General features: G+C 59.4%; 17 protein-coding genes. 7 read left to right on the top strand and 10 right to left on the bottom strand.

What is annotated here, in order from left to right; translation table 11 throughout:
* Positions 1-34 precede the first annotated feature (34 nt).
* The 4 genes from proB to gpt form a co-directional block, all read right to left on the bottom strand.
* Complete coding sequence (proB, locus tag AB5Y84_RS05160) at positions 35-1,138, bottom strand: glutamate 5-kinase (RefSeq protein ID WP_279497509.1); 1,104 nt, start codon at positions 1,136-1,138, stop codon at positions 35-37.
* A gap of 180 nt (positions 1,139-1,318) precedes the next feature.
* Complete coding sequence (gene crl / locus AB5Y84_RS05155; protein WP_005339003.1) at positions 1,319-1,711, bottom strand: sigma factor-binding protein Crl; 393 nt, start codon at positions 1,709-1,711, stop codon at positions 1,319-1,321.
* A gap of 62 nt (positions 1,712-1,773) precedes the next feature.
* On the bottom strand, positions 1,774-3,042 hold the full coding sequence (gene frsA / locus AB5Y84_RS05150; RefSeq protein ID WP_368176504.1) for an esterase FrsA: 1,269 nt from the start codon (positions 3,040-3,042) through the stop codon (positions 1,774-1,776).
* 172 nt (positions 3,043-3,214) lie between these two features.
* The gene (gene gpt / locus AB5Y84_RS05145; protein WP_005339007.1) at positions 3,215-3,682 is read right to left on the bottom strand and encodes a xanthine phosphoribosyltransferase; all 468 of its coding nucleotides are present in this window, start codon (positions 3,680-3,682) and stop codon (positions 3,215-3,217) included.
* Between the two features lie 947 nt (positions 3,683-4,629).
* Here gpt and AB5Y84_RS05140 point away from each other — a divergent pair.
* Complete coding sequence (locus tag AB5Y84_RS05140; RefSeq protein WP_265774649.1) at positions 4,630-6,081, top strand: aminoacyl-histidine dipeptidase; 1,452 nt, start codon at positions 4,630-4,632, stop codon at positions 6,079-6,081.
* Positions 6,082-6,162: 81 nt separating this feature from the next.
* On the opposite strand, the gene djlA is transcribed toward AB5Y84_RS05140, so the two are convergent.
* Genes djlA through AB5Y84_RS05125 form a run of 3 tightly spaced genes read right to left on the bottom strand, consistent with a single transcriptional unit; the run spans position 6,163 to position 8,691 of the window.
* Complete coding sequence (gene djlA / locus AB5Y84_RS05135; protein ID WP_108542563.1) at positions 6,163-6,996, bottom strand: co-chaperone DjlA; 834 nt, start codon at positions 6,994-6,996, stop codon at positions 6,163-6,165.
* A gap of 19 nt (positions 6,997-7,015) precedes the next feature.
* A complete protein-coding gene (gene murU, locus AB5Y84_RS05130) occupies positions 7,016-7,684 on the bottom strand; it encodes an N-acetylmuramate alpha-1-phosphate uridylyltransferase MurU (RefSeq protein WP_368176503.1) in 669 nt (222 codons plus the stop codon).
* Positions 7,681-8,691, bottom strand: a complete 1,011-nt coding sequence (locus AB5Y84_RS05125; RefSeq protein ID WP_368176502.1) for an aminoglycoside phosphotransferase family protein — start codon at positions 8,689-8,691, stop codon at positions 7,681-7,683. Before AB5Y84_RS05125 ends, murU begins: the two co-directional genes overlap by 4 nt.
* A 174-nt stretch (positions 8,692-8,865) precedes the next feature.
* On the opposite strand from AB5Y84_RS05125, the gene lptD reads away from it, so the two are divergent.
* From lptD to AB5Y84_RS05095, 6 genes are read left to right on the top strand one after another with little or no spacing between them, the layout of a single operon-like run.
* Positions 8,866-11,310 (top strand): LPS assembly protein LptD, encoded by a 2,445-nt coding sequence (gene lptD, locus AB5Y84_RS05120; protein WP_368176501.1) that lies wholly within the window; start codon positions 8,866-8,868, stop codon positions 11,308-11,310.
* 26 nt (positions 11,311-11,336) lie between these two features.
* On the top strand, positions 11,337-12,635 hold the full coding sequence (surA, locus tag AB5Y84_RS05115; protein WP_005349338.1) for a peptidylprolyl isomerase SurA: 1,299 nt from the start codon (positions 11,337-11,339) through the stop codon (positions 12,633-12,635).
* A complete protein-coding gene (gene pdxA / locus AB5Y84_RS05110) occupies positions 12,635-13,630 on the top strand; it encodes a 4-hydroxythreonine-4-phosphate dehydrogenase PdxA (protein ID WP_368176500.1) in 996 nt (331 codons plus the stop codon). Before surA ends, pdxA begins: the two co-directional genes overlap by 1 nt.
* The gene (gene rsmA / locus AB5Y84_RS05105; RefSeq protein WP_005339016.1) at positions 13,620-14,432 is read left to right on the top strand and encodes a 16S rRNA (adenine(1518)-N(6)/adenine(1519)-N(6))-dimethyltransferase RsmA; all 813 of its coding nucleotides are present in this window, start codon (positions 13,620-13,622) and stop codon (positions 14,430-14,432) included. Before pdxA ends, rsmA begins: the two co-directional genes overlap by 11 nt.
* Positions 14,433-14,436: 4 nt before the next feature.
* Positions 14,437-14,799 (top strand): Co2+/Mg2+ efflux protein ApaG, encoded by a 363-nt coding sequence (gene apaG / locus AB5Y84_RS05100; protein WP_368176499.1) that lies wholly within the window; start codon positions 14,437-14,439, stop codon positions 14,797-14,799.
* Positions 14,800-14,805: 6 nt separating this feature from the next.
* A complete protein-coding gene (locus AB5Y84_RS05095; RefSeq protein WP_005358331.1) occupies positions 14,806-15,627 on the top strand; it encodes a symmetrical bis(5'-nucleosyl)-tetraphosphatase in 822 nt (273 codons plus the stop codon).
* Between the two features lie 119 nt (positions 15,628-15,746).
* Here the strand turns inward: AB5Y84_RS05095 and AB5Y84_RS05090 are convergent, their stop codons facing one another.
* From AB5Y84_RS05090 to AB5Y84_RS05080, 3 genes are all read right to left on the bottom strand, one after another.
* Entirely contained in the window at positions 15,747-16,247 is a 501-nt protein-coding gene (locus AB5Y84_RS05090) for a 2TM domain-containing protein (RefSeq protein ID WP_064338711.1), read from the bottom strand.
* A 123-nt stretch (positions 16,248-16,370) separates the two neighbouring features.
* Entirely contained in the window at positions 16,371-16,817 is a 447-nt protein-coding gene (locus tag AB5Y84_RS05085; RefSeq protein WP_323930780.1) for a VOC family protein, read from the bottom strand.
* Positions 16,818-16,820: 3 nt separating this feature from the next.
* A complete protein-coding gene (locus AB5Y84_RS05080) occupies positions 16,821-17,810 on the bottom strand; it encodes a luciferase-like monooxygenase (protein WP_368176498.1) in 990 nt (329 codons plus the stop codon).
* Positions 17,811-17,880: the final 70 nt, after the last annotated feature.

Here is a 17,880-nt window from a genome sequence, read left to right as displayed (position 1 = left end):
CTCATTTCCCTTTGTTCATGCTGTGCCGCCCTGATTAGAGCAGCACCATATCGTCTCGATGGATGGCTACTGAACCATATCCATAGCCCAGTACCTGCTCAATCTGATCCGAGTGGACGCCGCGCAGTTTATCCAGCTCCAGATGGTCGTAACGGCAGATACCGCGCGCCAACTCGGCGCCTTTGGGATCAAGAATACGCACCACATCGCCCCGAATGAAATCGCCCTTGACTGCCACAATCCCCTTGGGCAGCAGGCTGGAGCCTTTCTCCTTCATGGCGGCCACTGCGCCCGGATCCACATGCACTTCGCCGTGAGGAGGTGGGCCTGCCAGGATCCAGCTCTTGCGTCCTTCCAGCGGGGACGCCAGCGCGGGAAACAGGGTGCCAATCCGCTCACCCTTGGCAAGACGGCCAATCACCTCCGGCATCTGGCCGGTCGCGATCACCACGTTGACGCCGGCGCGGCGCGCCACATCGGCGGCCTGCAGCTTGGTAGCCATGCCGCCGGTGCCGAGGCCACTGACACTGTCACCTGCCAGCGAGCGCAGGGTATCGTCGATGGTCTGCACTTCTTCGATCAACTGGGCATCCGGATTGGTGCGCGGATCGGCGGTAAAGAGCCCCTTCTGATCTGTCAGCAGGATCAGCAGATCCGCATCCGCCAGAATGGCGGCCCGTGCGGAGAGGTTGTCGTTGTCGCCGACCTTGATCTCGGCGGTCGCCACCGCATCGTTTTCGTTGATCACCGGAATAATGCGGTGATCGAGCAGGGTGCGCATGGTGTCGCGGGCGTTGAGGTAGCGCTCCCGATCTTCCAGATCGGCGCGGGTCAGCAGCATCTGGCCGATATGCAGACCGTAGAGGTTGAACAGATCCTGCCATACCCGAATCAGCTGGGTCTGACCAACCGCCGCCAGCATCTGCTTGTTGGGCAGGGTTGGCGCCAGTGGCGGGTGACCCAGATGTTCACGCCCGGCGGCGATAGCCCCTGATGTGACGACCACGACCCGATGGCCGTGACGGTGCAAGGCCGCACACTGTCTGACCAGCTCGACCATATGGGCACGATTGAGCTGGGAAGACCCCCCTGTGAGCACGCTGGTGCCCAACTTGACGACTATGGTTCTGTTTTCCATGGGAGCATAAAGGCTAAAAAGTAAGGAATATCTTTATACCCACGGCCATGGTGCCCTGCAAGGCAATTAACGCCGGGGGTGAGGAGATGAAGCAAAGGCCCGGATGATTGCGGTCGGAAGAGGAGATGGCTGACTGATGGCCCGGCAAACAGCGGGATGCTGCTCGCCGGGCATCAGGGATCAAGCAGCGGTCACGGTCAACTCATTGGTGACCTGATCCGCTGGCGCTAACTGACACTCCAGAGCCGTCAGTTTGTCGCTGATGAGCTTGTAGAAACGGTTGAGGGTCCGCTCCACTTCTACCTGGTGCTTCTTGGGGATCGGCTTGTCCAGCCACTCACCATCAGCATTGTAGAAACCGAGCTGATAGTGGTAACGGAAATGGTGATCGTCCTGCTCCAGCACCAGCCACCAGCCCCAGAACTCCCGTTTGTCCGGCGCCGGCTTGGCGCTGACACAGACCGACAGGCAGTCGAAACGATAACGCCCCTCTTCGCAGAGATCTTCGCGCAAATAGGGGCCAATGGCAGCAAACTGCCTCAGCAGTCGCTTGTAGGTCACTCTTTCAGACATGTTAACCTCCCTGTTAAACAAGCCGCGCCACCTCGGGATGGCGTCAGTTCTTTAGCGCAATATCAGGTACACAAATGCTGTTTCAGCCACTCGACGATTTCGTCCAGCGCCTTGTCATACACCTCCAGCAAAGGCTGTTTGTCGAATACGATGGCCTTACCGTTACGACTGGCCGCCGCCAATGCCCGTACATCCTGCTCGGGACAAATAAAATCTCGCTTGTGTCCAATACTCAATATCGGCACAGAGGTGCGAGTCCCCAGTAATCCTTGTGTTTTAAGTGAAAATACCTGGCACTTGGTACGCATGCCATCCCACTGCGCCGCATCAGCCCCCAACCGGTTGGCCAGACTATCCCGCATCATGCGCGGACACTTGGCAAACAGCTCCTGATTGGTAAACACCTGATTGACACCGGCGCCGACACAAACCACGGTGCGCAGCTTGAACGGTTCGATAAAGGCCAGTCTGGCCGCGATATTGCCCGCCAGACGCATCCCCACCATGGCGATACGCTGATGATCGACCCAGGCCACTTCGGAGAGGTAATGGAGCACCGCCTGATGGAGGCGGCTGGTATCCTGCACCAGCGGCCAATGCTCGGCATAGCCGACCCCGGGCATATCGAGGGAGAGCATGCCGATGCCGTTGGGCTCGAGCCGTTTGAGATAGAAGTTGAGGAAATCGAGCTGCAGGGAGTCGATCCCGCCGCTGATGATCACCAGCGGCACCGGTTTTTCGGTCGTCGGCAGGTGGAGATAACCCTGAATATGCTTGCCGCGAAAAGGCACCTGGATCTCTTTGAGCGGCACCTTGAACAGGCGACCCGCCTCGCGATAGGCCATGTTGCCAAGTAGCTGGGCCTGATCCGCCAGCTCGTCATCCTTGAGATGGGGATAGCTGGCGATGGAGTAGTAGCGCACCGCCTTGAGCAGCTGTTTCAAGGCGCCAGAAGGATCACCCTTCTCGCGCAGTTCTCGGCCCTGCTTGAAATAGTTGCCAGCCACCTGGCTCCACTCGTAGATCCAGTTGCCGGGCACATAGCCCTTGATGGTATCGAGATAGCAGTCATGGGTGCGCTCGCCGGTCGCCATGGCGATACGGGCCAAGGTCTGCTCCACTTCGATGGGATCAGCCCCCTGCCAAGTCCAGGAGGGGCGGCGCAGCAGGCGATACCAGCTCTTTGACATGGAGCCATCGATAAACATCTCGTCTGACTCGGCTTGCGCCAGATCAGCCGGACTGGAGTTGGAGATCTCGGATGTTTCCAATACCTTCTTGACGCGGGTAAAGAGCTGTTCGGTCAGGTTTAGGTCTTCGTTCAAGTCCAAGATAGTATCCCATTCATATCAGGCAATAGCTCATCTTAACCACTTTTACTGCCCATCAGCCACCCTGCAACAGATTGATACACAAAAAAACAGGGCTCCGAATTGGAGCCCTGTGAAACCATTATTGCCGGTTGCGACCAATGGACGCAGCGAGCGTCACATCCCGATCCCGTTACTTTTCGTCGCAGATCGGTGTGGCGAACTCCAGTGCCATATCCCACGGCTGTTCGATCCAGGTATCCTGCGGGATCGCCACTTCGAAATCGTCCAGCAGCGCTTCGCCCATCGGCTTGGCGAAAATCGCGATAAACTTGGCTTTCGGATAGAGCTCGCGGATCGCCTTGGCGGTAGTGCCGGTGTCCACCAGATCTTCCACCACCAGCCAGCCTTCGCCGTCACCGGCGGTGGTGGCAGCCTTCACGACCACCAGCTCGCGCTGGCTGTCATGGTCATAGCTGGAGATGCAGAGGGTTTCCACATTACGAATGCCAAGTTCACGGGCCATCAGGGCTGCGGGCACCAGACCACCACGGCTGACCGCGATGATACCTTTCCACTGGCTGACAGGCAGCTGACGACGGGCCAGACGGCGAGCTTCACGTTGCAGGTTGTCCCACGACACATAGAACTTTTTCGGCATGTTATCGATCTCGAATAGTTATTTAAAAACAATCACTTAAAATAACAACATCCGCAATTATCCCTGCGGATGCCAGTAAATGGCGGCCCTTGCCCGACTGAATTCAGATTGCACTTCGGCTGCCTCAGGGCTAAGCCTCGGCAGCAAATCTGATAACAATGGAAGCAAGATGGGCTTATCCGGCGATCGGTTAGATGATGTGTCCAAACCGCGGACAGGCTGTTGGGCCGATATGATAGCACCGTTTGCAGAGAAAATGCCTGGCAAACGTATGCCAAAAACAGGAAAAATCGGCATCACCCTCTCCATTCGGCACATCTAGAGCGCCAAACGACTAACCTGCCGTCCCTGCTGCCGAGTCCAAATGGGCTGTGCGGCAAATCGCAGATAAAAAAATAGCAGGGGGAGGATTTACCTCACGCACCTGCTGCTTTCTCGCCTCTGCCTGGTTGGGCAGCTCGTCTTAGCGACGAGTGACGAAGGGGTTAGGGTAGCTGAAACCCTGGGTATACAAAGAAGGGGCAAACCAATAGGTTGAGTTGCTGCCTGGCATATTGAAACTCCTGATTGCTTAACAAGTTACGTACCTTTAATGCGGGCTCAAATCCTTGAACGAACACTCGGTTCCATGGAGGCGCACTTGCTTTGCTTCGGTTCCCTGGAGGCTTTCATCGTCATCCTGACGGGTGGCGAACCACGGGAGCTAATTTACCAGTCGGTGCGTTAAATTCAATATTTTTGTGAGATCGGTCACACATTTTCTTTTATATCGGTCAGCGTCGTCCGAACCTGACGATCGTACTGCCTGGTTGCCATCAGCCAGCACAAGCTGCCTGCGATTTGCGCTGATTGCTCACATTTTTGTGTGATTGACTGTATTATCGTTATCCTCTTCCCCGGCCCGCTGATGGGGCCCTGTTAATTCCGTGCTGGTAAGGAGTCCCGACGTGGCACAGCTTAGCTCTCTCTCTCCCAAACTGATTTGGCATTTCTTCGAACAGATCTGCTCCATTCCCCACCCTTCCAAACATGAAGCCAAACTGAGCGCCTGGATCATCCAATGGGCTCAAGGGGAAGGTCTGGCGGTCAAGCAGGACAAGGTCGGCAACATCATCATCAAGAAACCGGCCACCCCGGGGATGGAAAACCGCAAAGCCGTGGTACTGCAGGCCCACATCGACATGGTGCCGCAGGCCAACGCCGACACCAAACACGACTTCGCGACCGATCCCATCGATGCCTATATAGATGGCGAGTGGGTCACGGCCCGTGGCACCACCCTGGGTGCCGACAACGGCATCGGTATGGCCGGTTGCCTGGCTGTGCTGGCTGACAAGACCATCAAGCACGGTCCGCTGGAAGTGCTGCTGACCACAGACGAAGAGACCGGCATGACCGGCGCATTCGGTCTGGAAGCGGGCTGGCTGGAGGGCGAAATTTTGCTCAACACCGACTCCGAAGAGGATGGCGAAGTCTATATGGGCTGCGCTGGCGGTGTGGATGCCAATATCCGCTTCCCGCTCGAGCTGGTTGACGCCAGCGAAGGCGAAGCATTCGAGCTGGCCGTGAAAGGGCTGCGTGGCGGCCACTCCGGTTGCGATATCCATCGCGGTCGTGGCAACGCTAACAAGCTGCTGGTGCGTCTGCTCAAAGCAGCCGAGCCGCTGGGTGTGCGTCTGGCCGAGATCCACGGCGGCACCCTGCGCAACGCCATCCCGCGCGAAGCCCGCGCCACCCTGCTGGTGCCCGCTGCCAGCGTAAACGAGTTCAAGGCGCTGGTTGACCGCTACACCGGGATCTACCAGACCGAACTGGCCGCCACCGAGCCGAACCTGACCGTGCTGGTCAACAGCGCCGCCAAACCGGCCAAGCTGATGAGCGTCTCCCTGCAACAGCGCCTGCTGGATGCCCTGATGGCCTGCCCGAACGGCGTGATGCGCATGAGCGATGCCATGCCCGGCGTGACCGAAACCTCTACCAACCTGGGGGTCATCAAGACTCAGGATGGCGAAGTGTACGTCCAGTGCCTGATCCGCTCCCTGATCGACTCCGGCCGCGAGAGCATCGAGCAGATGACCCGCTCCCTGTTCACCCTGGCAGGCGCCAGCTGCGAATTCACCGGTGCCTACCCGGGTTGGGCGCCGAACGTGGACTCCCCCGTCATGGCGCTGGTACGCAATAGCTACCAGACCCTGTTCGGCACCATGCCCAACGTGATGGTGATCCACGCCGGCCTCGAGTGCGGTCTGTTCAAGAGCGCCTATCCGGAGTGGGACATGGTCTCCTTCGGCCCGACCATCCGCGGTGCCCACTCCCCTGACGAGAAGGTACATATCCCGGCGGTCGAGCGTTTCTGGCAACTGCTGGTGCACGTGCTGGAAGCGATTCCGGCCAAATAACCCGGCCTACGCCACACGGCAAAGCAAAGCCCCGCACTGCTGCGGGGCTTTTTATTGTCTGTTCCAACCTGACGTTGGCGCTTACCGGATGCCGCGGGCCTCGCGGATCCACTCCCAGGCTTGCTGGATCTCCTGGGTCTTCTCCTTGGCCATCTCCATCATCTCCGGCGGCAACCCCTTGGCAGCCAGCTTGTCCGGGTGATGTTTGCTCATCTCCTTGCGGTAGGCGCGCTTGATATCCTGATCGCTGTCGCTCTCGCTCACACCCAGCAGCTGGTAGGCATTCTTGAGGCGATCCGCAGAGGGTGCCGCCTGCCGATACTGCTGACCACCGGAATGGCCCCCCTGATACTGGCCATGAGCCTGATTGAAGAAGTTCATCTGCGCCTCGGCCATTGCCAGAATGCGAGCCAGCTCGATGCGGCTGAAACCCAGCTCGTCGGCAATGGTGTGCAGAATGGCGCGCTCGCCCTCCTCTACCCGACCATCTGCAAAGGCCGCCTGCAGTTGTACCTCGAGGAAGAAGCGCAGAATATCGCGCTGCCCCAGACTGGCACGGCGGAACTCGGCCAGGGTTTCGCGCAGCGGGAAGTCGGCCTCCTTACCGAGACGAAACGACTCCTGCGCCCGGGCACGCTGTTCACCCACCAGCCGCATCCGATCCATCAGGTTGGAGGCAACCCGGATCTCCTGCTCGGTCACCTGGCCGCTGGACTTGGCGATGTGACCCATCACCGAGAAGGTGGCATGGAAAAAGACTGCTTGCTGCTCCTGACTCGGGCCGCGACGAAACGCCCCCTGCAACCCCATGCCACGGTCGAAACGGTGGCCGATCCAGAGGCCAATCAGGGCGCCGATGATATTGCCGAGCAGAAAACCGAAGAAGGCGCCCAGCACCTTACCCCAAATACGCATGGTTCAAGACCTCTTGAAGTTAATGAGTGCGGGCCTGGAGCTGGTCATCCAGCTCGCGCAGACGGTCGACCGTGCCGATATCACGCCACTCGCCAGCGAGCAGGCTGCCGCCCACCCGCCCTTGCGCCATCCAGTCACGCAGCAGGGGCGCCAGCTTGCGGGCGCCGCCCGCGAGACCGGCAAAGGCCGCCGGATCATATAGTCCGACCCCGCTGAAGGTAAACGCTGGCGTATCCACGACTCGCCCTTCTTGCAGGGCAAAATCCCCGTTCGGGTGCTGGGGCGGATTGGGCACCAGCCAAAGGTGGGCCAAATCATCGCCAAGGGGCTGACTGACCAGAGTGTGATAATCGAGATCGAGCCAGGTATCGCCGTTGATGACCAGAAAAGGGTCTGCCCCCAGTAGTGGCAGCGCCTGCACGATTCCGCCCGCGGTCTCCAGCGCGCTCTCCTCGGCTGACCAGTGGATGGTCACGCCAAGCGCACTGCCATCACCAAAGCTCTCGACCAGCTTGTGGCCGAGCCAGGCGTGGTTGATCACCAGCTCGGTCACGCCAGCGGCTTTGAGTTTTTCGATGTGATGAACGATGAGCGGTTTTCCCCCCACCGCCAACAGTGGCTTGGGCAGCAGGTCGGTCAGCGGGCGCATCCGCTCGCCACGGCCAGCGGCTAGGATCATCGCCTTCATGGTTTTACCCCTGCATTGGCGATCCCCGGCAACACCACCTGCTCCAGCCACTGACCAAAACGGGCCAGTACAGGATAGGCACTACCATGAGTGCGACAGACATCCACCACGTAGCCGAGGGTGCGGGGAATATCCTTGAGATAGCCGGACTTGCCGTCGCGATGATAGAGCCGAGTGAAAAGTCCCGCCGCTTTGAGGTGGCGCTGCATACCGGTCAGGTCGGCATCGCGGCGGAAACTGGCGTAGTCGCGCTCGCCAAGCAGTCCCGCATGCTGCAGAGTGGCAAAACCGTATTGCATCCCCTGCTCGATCACCGCGTCCGGCCAGCGTACGTAGCAATCTTTCAGCAGGGAAACCAGATCATAGGTGAGCGGGCCGATGACCATATCCTGAAAATCGATGATGGCGAGTTCGCTGCTATCAGGAGTGTCTCCGCCACACACCATCAGGTTGCGACTGTGGAAATCTCTATGCATCACACCTTGCGGCTGGGCCAGATTGCAGGCGGTGAGGCAGGCAAAGGTCTCGTCCAGCAGTTGCTGCTCTTCATGGCTCAGGGTCAGTTGCAGATGATGACCCAGCAGCCACTCGGGGAAAATGCTGTTCTCCCGCGCCATAAAAGCCGCATCGAAGGGTTCAAGCGCCAGTTCAACCGCCCCCAGGCGGGGCAGCAAATCAATCGCCTTGCCATACCAGGCCAGCACGTTGTGCTCGTTCAGGCAGCTGATCAGCTGGGTATCGCCCAGATCACTGACCGCCAGCAGCCCCTGTTCGTAGTCCACCGCCTTCACCTCTGGCGCCAACAGCTGACGCGCCTGCAAGGCGGCCGCGTTACGAACAAATTCATGATTTTTTTCGGTTTTCGGATTGGCATCCACCCACACCAGACCACCACCGCGATAGTAGCGGCGGAAGCTGGCATCACCGGAAATGAGGGTCAACTGAAGATTGGCATCACCGGAAATACGGCGTGCCCACTGCAATAGCAGGGAATCGCGATCGTGCATAAGTAGAGGACCAAGGTGGAAAGCAGCACTTGGCTGTTAGCCCTGGCCGCAATAATGCTTTATCATTGCCGGCTAACATAAAGCAATGACATGCAATGTCAACTCGATGAAACCTGTCGTAAAATGCATGCCTTGGATCAACCGTATCTATCACGGATTGCACGAGTCTTTCACATGACAAAATGGACACTGGGGTACCGCTATCCCATCGCCCTGACTATCAGCCTGGCCCCCGCACTCACCTCTATGATGGTGCAGGCGGCCCCGTTCGAAGCGCCGCCAGCCACCGGCATTCTCGATAGTCTCTGCTATGACTATGTTCCCAAGATAGAGAAGCCTGCATCGGATCAGGATGCCAACGCACAGCCGGTCGAGGTTGATGCTGACCGTCTCGAGGCCAAACAGGGCGGCACCGCCGTCTATGAAGGCGACGTCAAGGTTCGTCAGGGTGTTCGCAAGTTTGACTCCGACTATGCCCAGCTCGATCAGAAGAGCCGGGATGTCATCGCCATCGGCAACATCTATTACAACGACGGTCAGGTGACCGTCACCAGCGACAAGACCCTCAAATCCAACCTGGATACCAAGAACTCCGAACTGGAAGAGGGCAAGTATCAGGTGCATGGCTCACCGGTGCGCGGCTTTGCCAAGCGAGTGGTGATGACCAACAACAACCAGAACATCACCATGGAGGGTGCCCAGTACACCACCTGCCCCCCCGGTCAGGAAGTGTGGACCCTCAAGGCGGGCAGTATCGACATCGACCAGAAAGAGGTGTTCGGCGAAGCCTGGAACGCCAGCCTCTGGCTCTATGACTACCCGGTGTTCTACTTCCCCTATATCAACTTCCCCATCAAGGATGAGCGGAAGACCGGTCTGCTCTACCCGGGCTACAAGCAGAGCTCCAGCAACGGCATGGATATCACCCAGCCCTTCTACTGGAACATAGCTCCCAACTACGATGCCACCATCACCTCCCGTTTTATGGATAAACGCGGCCTGATGGAACAGGTGGAGTTCCGCTACATGCCGGACCCCGCCCACACCGGCACCCTCTATTTTGAAAATCTGACGGATGACAAGCAGTACAGCCCGAGCAATCCGAGTCTGGCTGGCCTGTCCGATGGCCATCGCTACCTGATGAACGTCCGACACGGCTCCACCCTGATGGATGGCAGCCTGCGTTTTGGTATCGACTACACCCAGGTGCGCGACAAGGACTACAACTACTTCAACGACTTCAGCCCGCAAGTGGGCACTCAGGTCGACAGTCAGTTGCAGCAATCCTTTACCGCCGGCTACTACCAGCACAACTGGAACCTCACCTCCGAGGTGCGCCGCTACCAAATCCTGAGCCCATATGCGCTGCTGCCCCACGAGATGCTGCCGCGTATTGACTACAACTACTATCAGCAGGGCAAGTGGTTCGATCTGGCCTGGAACAGTGAACTGACCAAGTTTGGCTATGACAGTGGAAGTGCCGACACTTTGCAAGCAGGTGAGCGCTATACCGCCACCCGCCTGCATCTGGCACCAACCCTGACCGTGCCCCTGGTGGATGCACCGGGTTACTACCTGACCAGTCAGTACAAGCTGATGTTTACCTCCTACAACCAGGAGGTACCCGATAATCTGGTTAGCCAGGACCGCAGCCGCTTCACCGATGCAGACAGCAAACAGCTGACCCTGAAAGAGGGCACTATTACCCGTACTCTGCCCTCCTTCCGCCTCAAGGGGGGCGTCAACTTCGATCGGCCGCTCGACTGGTATGATGGCAAGGGCACCCAAACCCTGGAACCCGAGTTCCAGTACCTCTATATCCCTTACAAAAATCAGGACGAGATCGGGATCTACGACTCCACCACCACCCGTCAGGACTACTACAGCCTGTTCAGTGACCGCCGCTTTGCCGGTCTCGACCGCATCAGCGATGCCAATCGGGTCACCGTTGGCCTGACCAGCCGGGTCTATGACAATGTGGGTGATGAACGGTTGCGTCTGGCGGTGGCCCAGGCCTTCGAAATGACACCACCCAAGGTGCGCCTCTACCCTTCAAATCCGGAAAGCACCAACGCCCGCTCCCTGCTCTCGTTCGAGGGGGATGCCCGGATCACCGATGAGTGGTTTGCCCACGCGGGGACCCAGTACGATACCTCCGAGGGTGAATTTACGGCTGGCAACGGTGCAGTCGAGTACCGAACCGGCAAGCTGACCACTCAGGTCAACTACCGCTACATCAAGGATGGCAACCTGGACTATCGCTATCCGACCAACACGGCGCTGGCAGAAGATCTGAGCCAGGCGGGTCTGGTGATGATGGCGCCGATCGCCGATCAGTGGCAGATGTATGGCGGTTACTACCGTGACATCAAGCAGGATGTGAACATTGACCGCAAGATCGGTGTCAAATACGACTCCTGCTGCTGGAGCATCAACATGAGCCTGGAGTGGCACAATCAGCCGGACAACGTCACCCTGAAACCCACTTCGGAAAAAGTCATTGGTCTGCAGTTTGAAATGAAGGGACTTGGCAGCGTGGGTACCGGTGGCCGCAGCGTCACCCTGGATACCGAGCTGTTGCCCTATGTTCGCCCGTTTAATCTGAAAGGCCAGCAATGATGCTGGCCCAGCCTTGAGAGATGGATATGAAAAAGACCCTGATTGCCCTGCTGACCGCGGGAATGTTCGGCGCCATGAGCCAGGCCGCACTGGCTGCGCCCGAGCTGATGGACAAGGTTCTGGCCGTGGTCAACAAGGACGTGGTGCTGTCCAGCCAACAGGACGCACTGGTCAACAAGGTAAAACTCTCCGCCCAGGAGAGCGGCCAGTCCCTGCCTGACGATGCCACCCTGCGCAAACAGGCGCTGGATCGGCTGATCCAGGAGAGCCTGCAGCTGCAACTGGCGGAGCGCCAGGGGCTGAAGATCAGCGACACCCAGCTGGAACAGGCTATTCAGGGCATCGCTGCCGACAACAAGATGACCCTGGATCAGCTGCGGGCCCAGCTCGCCCGTGAAGGGATGACCTATGCCCAATATCGGGAAGAGGTTCGCCGCGAGATCCTGATGAACGAGGTGCGCCGCAACCAGGTGCGCCGCCGTATCAACATCTCCGAGCAGGAAGTGAAGCAGGTGGTAGAGATCCTGAAGAAACAGGGTCAACAGCAGAACGAATACCATGTCGGCCATATCCAGATTGCCCTGCCGGACAACCCCACCGCCGCCCAGCTGGATGCCGCCAAGAGCAAGATCGAGCGCATTCTGGCCGCCCTCAAGCAAGGTGCCGACTTCCGCAAACTGGCCATTGCCGAGAGTAACGGTCCCAAGGCGCTGGAAGGGGGCGACTGGGGCTGGATGAGCCCGCAAGAGATGCCGACCCTGATGGCGGAAGCGGTACAGGGTGCCAAGAAGGGCGACATCGTCGGCCCGCTGCGCTCCGGTGCCGGCCTGCACATCGTCAAGGTGTTCGACACCAAGGGTCAGCAGCAAGTGATGCAGACCGAGGTGAAGGCCCGTCATATCCTGATCAAGCCCTCCATCATCCTGAGCGAAGAGAAAGCCAAGGGGATGCTGGATGGCATTCTGCACGACATCAAGAGCGGCAAGGCAAGCTTCGCCAGCATGGCGGAGAAGTACTCCGAAGATCCGGGCTCTGCGGTGCAGGGTGGCGAACTGGGCTGGTCTGATCCCAACGTCTATGTCCCCGAGTTCCGCGACATGGTCAACCGTCTGCAACCGGGCCAGATCAGTGCCCCGTTCCGTACCAGCCACGGCTGGCACATCGTGCAGGTGGAAGATCGCCGCAGCCAGGATGCGACCGACAAGGCTCAGGAGCAGCGCGCCTACCAGCTGATCTACAATCGCCGCTTCGTGGAAGAGTCCCAGGCGTGGCTGGATGAGCTGCGTGACGAGGCCTACATCCAGATCGAAGGAGCCGGTAGCTGATGAGCTGCCGTCGCCTTGCCGTTACCCCGGGCGAACCGGCCGGGATCGGCCCGGATCTGGTGCTGCAGATTGCCCAGCAGGATTGGCCCCACCAGTTGGTGGTGATCGCCGATCCGGCGCTGCTGTGCGAGCGGGCAGCCCTGCTGGGGCTGCCCATCGAGCTTGAGCCCTATGACGCAACCGCCCCTGCTCATCCGCAGCGGGCGGGCACCCTGACCGTCTGTCCGGTCACCCTCGGCGCCCCCGTGGTGCCGGGCGAGCTGAACGAAGGCAATGGCGCCTATGTGCTGGCGACCCTGCAGCGTGCCTGCGATGGCAACATGAGCGGCGAATTTGCCGCCGTGGTGACCGGGCCGGTGCACAAGGGGATCATCAACCAGGCAGGGGTCTCGTTCAGCGGCCACACCGAGTTCTTTGCCCAGCAATCCAACACCGCCGATGTTGTAATGATGCTGGCAACCGAGGGGCTGCGGGTCGCACTGGCGACTACCCATATTCCGCTGGCCTATGTAGCGATGGCCATCACCGAGGATCGCCTCGGCAAGGTGATCCGGATCCTCAACGAGGATCTCGCCACCAAGTTTGGTATCGCCAAACCCCGTATTTACGTCTGCGGCCTCAACCCCCATGCAGGGGAAGGTGGCCATCTCGGACGTGAAGAGATTGACGTGATCGAACCCGCCCTGGCCACCCTGCGCCAGGAAGGGATCGATCTGGTCGGCCCGTTGCCGGCCGACACCCTGTTCCAGGAGAAATACCTCAAGGATGCGGATGCGGTACTCGCCATGTACCACGACCAGGGGCTGCCAGTGCTCAAATACAAGGGCTTCGGCAGTTCGGTCAATATCACTCTGGGGCTTCCCTTCATCCGCACTTCGGTGGATCACGGCACCGCGCTGGATCTGGCAGGCAAGGGCCTGGCGGATTCGGGCAGCCTTGTCACCGCGATTAACCACGCCATCAAGATGGTAGAGAAAAAAAGATATGAGCAGTAAGGTGCACATGGGCCACACGGCCCGTAAGCGTTTCGGTCAGAACTTCTTGCACGACCGGTATGTGATCGATCAGATCGTCGCCGCCATCAACCCGCAGCCGGGTCAGAATCTGGTGGAGATCGGTCCGGGTCTGGCCGCGCTGACCGAGCCGGTTGCCGCCCAGATGGACAAAATGACCGTGGTCGAGCTTGACCGGGACCTGGCAGCTCGCCTGCGCGAGCACCCGACTCTCAAAGACAAGCTGACCGTCATCGAAGCGGATGCCATGCGTTTCGACTTCGGCACCCTGATGGGTGAAGGCAAGGGGCCGCTGCGGATCTTCGGCAACCTGCCCTACAACATCTCCACCCCGCTCATCTTCCACCTGTGCGAATTTGCCGACCGGGTTGAAGACATGCACTTCATGCTGCAAAAGGAAGTGGTGTTGCGTCTGGCCGCCGGCCCGGGCAGCAAGGCTTACGGCCGTCTGAGCGTGATGACCCAGTACTACTGTCAGGTAGTGCCTGTGCTGGAAGTGGGCCCGGGCGCCTTCAAACCGGCGCCGAAAGTGGACTCTGCCGTAGTTCGCCTGATCCCGCACAAGAATCCGACCATAGTCGCAAAAGACATTCGTTGTCTGAATCGCGTCTGTACCGAGGGCTTTGGCCAGCGTCGCAAGACCATCCGCAACAGCTTCTCCAACTTCATCACCGACGCCCAGCTGACCGAGCTTGGTATCGATGGCAACCTGCGCCCGGAGAATCTCTCCCTCGAGCAGTTTGTCATGATCGCCAACTGGCTGGCGGATCAGCAACAGGCCTGATCCTGTGGCACTCCCGCACATCGAGATCCGCCCATACCCCGTGTATGTGGCGGGCTCCAAAGACCCTTACCAGTTTCACTATCTGATCGAGATTGAGAATCTGGGGCCAGGCCCGGTGCAACTGCTGCATCGGCGCTGGCTCATCACCGATGCCAATGGCAAGATGCAGGAAGTGGCAGGCCCGGGCGTGGTCGGGGAACAACCCGTCATTGCCGAAGGTGAGACCTACCGCTACCAGAGCGGCGTGCCGCTGGATACCCCGCTTGGGGTGATGGAAGGGAGCTATACCCTGCAAGATGGCTCTGGTCAGCAGTTTGAGGCGCCCATCGCCCCCTTCACGCTGGCCATCCCCAATATTATCAACTGAGGTTTCATGGCGAACTGTTTTGTCGGTGACATCCAGGGCTGTTACGACGACTTGCGCCGTCTGCTGGATCTTGCCGCGTTCGATCCCGAAAATGACGTGCTCTGGCTCTGCGGCGATCTGGTCGCCCGCGGCCCGGACTCCCTCAATACCCTGCGTTTTGTCAAAGGGCTGGGCAACCGCGCCGTCACCGTGCTCGGCAACCATGACCTGCACCTGCTGGCGGTCGCCGATGGCGTTGCACCGCTCAAGAAGAAAGACAAGCTGCAAAGCCTGATGGATGCCCCGGATCGGGATGAACTGCTGGAGTGGCTGCGCCACCGCCCGCTGCTGGCCGAACATCCGGATCTGCCCATCATGATGGTGCATGCCGGGATCTCCCCCGCATGGGATGTCCGCACCGCCCGCAACTGCGCCCGCGAGGTAGAGAGCCTGCTGCGCGGTGACCAGTACAGCTGGCTGCTGCACAACATGTATGGCGACCAGCCCGATGGCTGGAAAGATGATCTGGTCGGGATCGACCGCTACCGCTACATCATCAACACCTTCACCCGGATGCGCTTCTGCTATTTCGACGGTCGTCTCGACTTCAAATGCAAGAAGGGGCCCAAGGAGTCGACCCCGGGGCTGCGTCCCTGGTTCGAACAGCGTGAACACCATGTGGACGACCCCATTCTGGTGTTCGGCCACTGGGCAGCCCTGATGGGCAACACTGGCAAGAGCGATATCAAGGCGCTCGATACCGGCTGTGTCTGGGGCAACAGCCTCACCCTGTGGCGCTACGAGGATGATGCCCTGATCGCCACCCCCTGCCCGGTTCACGCCAGCTAGGGGGGACGCAGCACTCTGGCGGTCGCTGCCGCACGAATGGCCACAACCCGCTCCAATCACAAAGCCCGGCAATCTGCCGGGCTTGCTGTTTTAGGCTTCCTGTTTTCCGGCGAATGAAGTTACAACTTGCGCCCCAGCCGCTTCTCGATCTGGCGCCGCTCCCACTCGGGGCCAAACAGCTTGAAGGGCTGAAACACCCGAACAGCATGGGAGGCAAGTCCCAGCCCCCAACCCAGGGTTGGCCACCATGCCCAGATGTACTCCGGATTGCTCAGGTAGTTGATGACAAACAGCCCGCAGATCACCACCACATAGCTGGCGACATGGTGATAGAAGCCCTTGAGCTCCTCCACATAGCGCATTGCCGACCGCTCCTCTGCCGATACCTGCACCGCATCCTGACCCATAGTGTCACTTCCTCTCATCTCGCGCTCCTGTTGCTCTGATCCATCCAGTTGAGCCACATCGAGTTCAAAGACGGCGGCCAGGGCCTTGAGAGATTCCAGTCCGGGTTGCTGCCCCTGCTCGATCCGCTGGATAGTGCGGACACTCAAACCAGTCAACGTTGCCAACTGATCCTGAGACCAACCCCGTTGCAATCTCAACTTCCTGACGATCATCTCGAACTCCTTGTGGTAATTGACAGGGCCAGCATAGGGCTTACGCCGCGAAAGGTGACACGACAGATAGCCGACATACATCTGACAGTCCTTTAAAATCAGATGGTTAAGATTTTGATCTTGTCAGCCAGCCGCTCGTTCCCCCAGAGATTGCACAAACCGTAACAGATAACCATCGGGATCCTGCAGCAAAAATTCGCGCTGCCCGGCCAGCATCTCGCCCACTGGATACCAGACCTCAGTGGGCTGCCGGAAAAGTGCAATCCCGGCAGCCTGCAAGCGGTCGAGTAGCGGCTGGATCTCGGTCAGCTCCATCTGCAGATTGATTCCCCGACCGAACGGTGGCTCCAGCGCCCCGACCTGCCAACCCGCCGGATGTACCTGCTCCAGCATCAGTTGTACCTGTTGCTGTTCAAGATAAGCAAAAGGAGGGTCATCGCGCCGATAGCGGACCGAGAAGCCCAACAAACCGGTATAGAAAACCAGAGATCGAGCCAGATCGGTAACCGACAGCTCCGGTACCATGGGATTCCAATACACCTCATCCACCGCGACAGTAGGGTTCGTCATGGCTTACAGGCTCTGCATCAGCTCGGCGGCAATTTCAAAGGAGCGCAGTCGGGCCTGATGATCGACGATAGGACCATTGAACATCAGCTCATCGGCACGGGTTTCCGCCAGCAGCGCCTTGAGGCCGTGACGAACCAGCTCAGGGTCGCCCACCAGAGAGCGAGCCAGGGTCTGCTCCATCGCCATCAGCTCACGGGGCGCCCACTCGTCGCCAAGCTGGACGACCGGCGCGGGCAGCTTGCCCGCATCACCGCGATGAAGGCGCAAGAACTGCTGCTGCACGGTAGTGAACTGGAAGCGGGCCTCCTGCTCGCTGTCGGCGGCGATCATGTTGATGCAGACCACCGCATGGGGCTTGGGCCAACGAGCAGAGGGGCGATACTGGCTACGATAGGTCTCCAACGCCTGCAGCAACATGGCGGGAGCAAAATGGGAGGCAAACCCGAACGGCAAACCCATCGCCGCAGCCAATTGGGCACTGTAGAGGCTGGAGCCCAGCAGCCAGATGGGCAGATGCAGCCCCTGCCCGGGTACCGCCTGCACCGCGCCAATCTCGTCGCCAAAGTAGCTCATCAACTCGCGCACATCGGCCGGAAAATCATCCACCTCGCCGCTGCGCATTCGCCGCAGCGCCCGCATGGTGCGTTGATCGGTCCCGGGGGCGCGACCAAGGCCGAGATCGATGCGATCCGGATAGAGCGAAGCCAAAGTGCCAAACTGTTCGGCAATCACCAGCGGCGAGTGGTTCGGCAACATGATGCCACCCGCGCCGATCCGCAGGGTGGTGGTGGCTTCGGCCAGATGGCCGATCAGCACCGAGGTGGCGGCACTGGCAATGCCCGGCATGTTGTGATGTTCGGCCAGCCAGTAGCGCTGGTAACCCCAACCCTCGGCATGGCGGGCAAGATCCCGCGAACGGCGAAATGACTCGGCAGGCACGGAACCTTCGGCAACAGGCACCAGATCGAGCACGGAATAGGGGATGGCAGACATGGGTCACTCCATTGATTTACAGGCCAGTAACAAGTGGGGCAATGTAGCACGGGATACCTGAATGAATCAC

It is taken from the genome of Aeromonas sp. s11, from assembly GCF_040907945.1.
In the GTDB taxonomy this organism is placed as follows: domain Bacteria; phylum Pseudomonadota; class Gammaproteobacteria; order Enterobacterales; family Aeromonadaceae; genus Aeromonas; species Aeromonas veronii.
Note: the sequence above shows the minus strand (reverse complement) of the source record. Positions and strands in the feature narration are given on the sequence as shown.